The 3,050-nt window shown below is 68.9% G+C and carries 2 protein-coding genes; both read right to left on the reverse strand.

Features of this window, described 5'->3' with window-relative positions:
• Positions 1-162: 162 nt before the first annotated feature.
• Positions 163-2,094: an acyl-CoA dehydrogenase family protein gene (locus BKN37_RS26675; RefSeq protein ID WP_071030262.1), complete on the reverse strand. Its 1,932-nt coding sequence runs from the start codon at positions 2,092-2,094 to the stop codon at positions 163-165.
• 29 nt (positions 2,095-2,123) lie between these two features.
• On the reverse strand, positions 2,124-3,050 hold a 927-nt coding region (locus BKN37_RS26680), incomplete at its 5' end, for an ABC transporter permease (RefSeq protein WP_165618411.1).

Genomic DNA, 3,050 nt, shown 5'->3' on the forward strand with positions numbered 1-3,050 from the left:
CCCCTTCCTCACCAAACTCGATTGCACGCTGTCGGGGAAAAATCAGACCCCGCTTGACGGACTACGTAGAGACGAGGAACGGGCAGGCCCCCCAACCCCTTGACTAAAACCAGTTACGTTGGTGTCGGCCGGGGACACGCACGCTCGCGGCAGAAGGTGACCTCAGCCGGGCAGGTTTTCCGGGTGCAGCATTTCGGCGTACCGCAACGGCTCGGGGATCCCGAACCCGTCGACCAACACCTCGGCGTGGGGCCGCAGCTTGCGGCACCGGTCGTTGATGCCGCGGGTGACCGCCTTGGCCCGCTCGGTGGACAGGTAGCGGTGCTCGATGTACCAGGCCTTGTCTTCTTCGATCACGCTCAACGCGTAGAGATCACACACCAACTCCAGCAATTCGCGGGCCTGCTCGTCCTCGCACGCCTCGATGCCGGCGACGAAGGCTTCCAGCACCACCCGGTCGATGTGGGCGGTCGCGGCGTGCAGCACGTGATCCTGCACGGCGTTGAACGCGTCGAACTCGCTCATCTCGTTGGCCTTGCCCTGCAGCCGGCGGGCCACCGAGGACAGCAGGTAATCCTCGCGGTCCTCGAACATGTGCACCTGGGTGCCGCGGTTGAACAGGCTGCCCTCTTCCTCGCTGTCCTGTCGGGCGTCCACCAGCCGCTGCATAATCGCCTCGGCCGCCGTGCGTTTCATCACCCGGTCACCGACCGCGTTGGCCGCGAACCGCACCCACTCCACCGGGCTCATCGACCCGATGTCGTCGGCGTAGGCGGTCAGCAACTGTTTGGCCACCAACTGGGTCAGCACGTGGTTGTCGCCTTCGAAGGTGGTGAACACGTCGGTGTCGGCCCGCAGCGCGATCAGCCGGTTCTCGGCCATGTACCCGGCGCCGCCGCAGGCCTCCCGGGCCTCCTGGATCGCCCGCGACGCGTGCCAGGTGTTGGCGGCCTTCAAGCCGGCGGCGCGGGCCTCCAGCTCGCGCTGCTCCTCGGCGTCGGGGTCTTCGGCGGTCTGCAGGTCGTGGCATTTGGACACCAGCTCGTTCTGTGCGAACTGCAGCGCATACGACCGGGCGATCAGCGGGAACAGCCGACGCTGATGCACCAGGTAGTCCATGATCAGCACCTCACCCTCGTCGTCGGGCGCGGTGAATTGCCTGCGCTGCAACGCATACCGGGTGGCGATGTCCAGGGCCACCCGGGCGGCGGCGCCGGCGCTGCCGCCGACGGTGACCCGGCCGCGGATCAGGGTGCCCAGCATGGTGAAGAACCGCCGGCCCCGGCTTTCGATCGGCGAGCTGTAGCTGCCGTCGGGTGCGACGTCGCCGTAGCGGTTGAGCAGATTTTCCCGTGGGACCCGGACGTGGTCGAACCGGATGCGCCCGTTGTCGACCCCGGGCAGCCCGCCCTTGTAGTGGCAGTCCGAGGTGGTGACCCCCGGCAGGTCGTTGCCGTCGGGGTCGCGGATGGGCACCACGAAGCAGTGCACGCCGTGGCTTTGCGGTTCCTCGCCCGGACCGGCGGTGATCAGCTGCGCGAACACCGCTGCGACGGTGGCGGTTTCGGCGGCGCCGCCGATGTAGTCTTTGCGCGCCGACGGGGTGGGGGAGTCGATGACGAACTCTTGGGTCGCCGCGTCGTAGGTGGCGGTGGTTTCCAGGGACTGCACGTCGCTGCCGTGCCCGGTCTCGGTCATCGCGAAGCAGCCGAGCAAATCCAGGTTGATGATCGGTTTGACGTATTTCTCGTGGTGCCGCTCGGTGCCCAGGTTCTCGATCGCACCGCCGAACAGGCCCCACTGCACCCCGGCCTTGACCATCAGCGACAGGTCCGACATCGCCAGCATCTCGATCATGGTGATCGCCGCGCCGACGTCGCCGGTGCCGCCGTGTTCCTTGTTGAAGCCGTCGGCGGCCGCCCCGGCGGACGCCATGATCCTCAGCTGTTCAGCCACTTTGGTGCGGGCGATGACCGTGTTCGGGGTGTGGTGCGGGCGAAACACCGGATCGGTCAGCTTGGTCCGGATCCGGTTTTTCACGTCATGCCAGCGGCCGTCCAGGGTATTGCGCAGATGTTCGGCGGTGGTGGTCATCCCTCGACGGTAGCGCCGAGTCGCTCCGGTTACCCGGGCTTTTCGCCGCCGGCCACCTCGACGGGGTCCGCGGCCGCCGGCACCGCACGGCCCGCCGCACCGGCGGCGGGCACCCGGTGGCCGGTCGCGGCGAGGTAGCGCTTGGGGCTGGGCAGCCGCAGCACCCACCACAGCACGTCGACGGCCAGCATCCCCAACACCGCCAGGATGGTCATGTCGAACCACCACCAGCCCGGCGTCCACAGGATGTCGTCGGCGGCCAGCAGATCGATGGTGCGCAGATCGACGCTGGACGCCGCCGCCGCGAACCCCCACCGGGCCGGCACCAGCCACGACACCTGCTCGAAGCCGGGCCGCCCGGTGATCGGGGCCATCCCCCCGCAGAACACCAGCGACACCAAAATCACCAGCACGAACATCACCAGCAGTTGCAGCGGGTAGTTGGCCAGCGCGGACAGGGCCAACCCGATCATCGCCGAGACGACGGCGGTGCCGGCCACCGCGAGGTAGAGCTCGAGTATCGGCGCGCCGCCGCCGGTGGGCGCGCGGTCGCCGGGCACCGCGACGACGGTGAGCACGGCGGTCTGGATCAGCGCGACCACCGTGTAGACCAGGAGTTTGGCGGCCAGGTGGGCCGAGGCCGACAGCCCGACGGATTGTTCGCGCCACAACACGAAGCGTTCCGCGAGCGGGTCGCGGATGGTCAACGCCAAGCCCATGACCACCGCGGCGACGGTGAGCACGACCAAGATCGGGACGGCCTGGTTGGGGTTGTCGCCGTACGGGTCGGCCGGGCGCAGCCCGTCGCGGCCGGGCAGCACCCGGCACAGCGCCCCGAACACGAACGGCAGCAGCACCGCCAGGACGAAATTCCGCTGGTCGCCGATCAGCACCCAGGCTTGGCGGCGGGCCGCGACGGTGAGGTGCCGCCACCAGCCGATCGGGGTGGGCCCCTC

The organism is Mycobacterium talmoniae, from assembly GCF_001854525.1.
GTDB lineage: Bacteria > Actinomycetota > Actinomycetes > Mycobacteriales > Mycobacteriaceae > Mycobacterium > Mycobacterium talmoniae.

What these genes read in the sequence shown, in the direction of transcription:
- BKN37_RS26675 (WP_071030262.1), bottom strand. Translation starts at nt 2,094, where the DNA reads ATGACCACCACCGCCGAACATCTGCGCAATACCCTGGACGGCCGCTGG.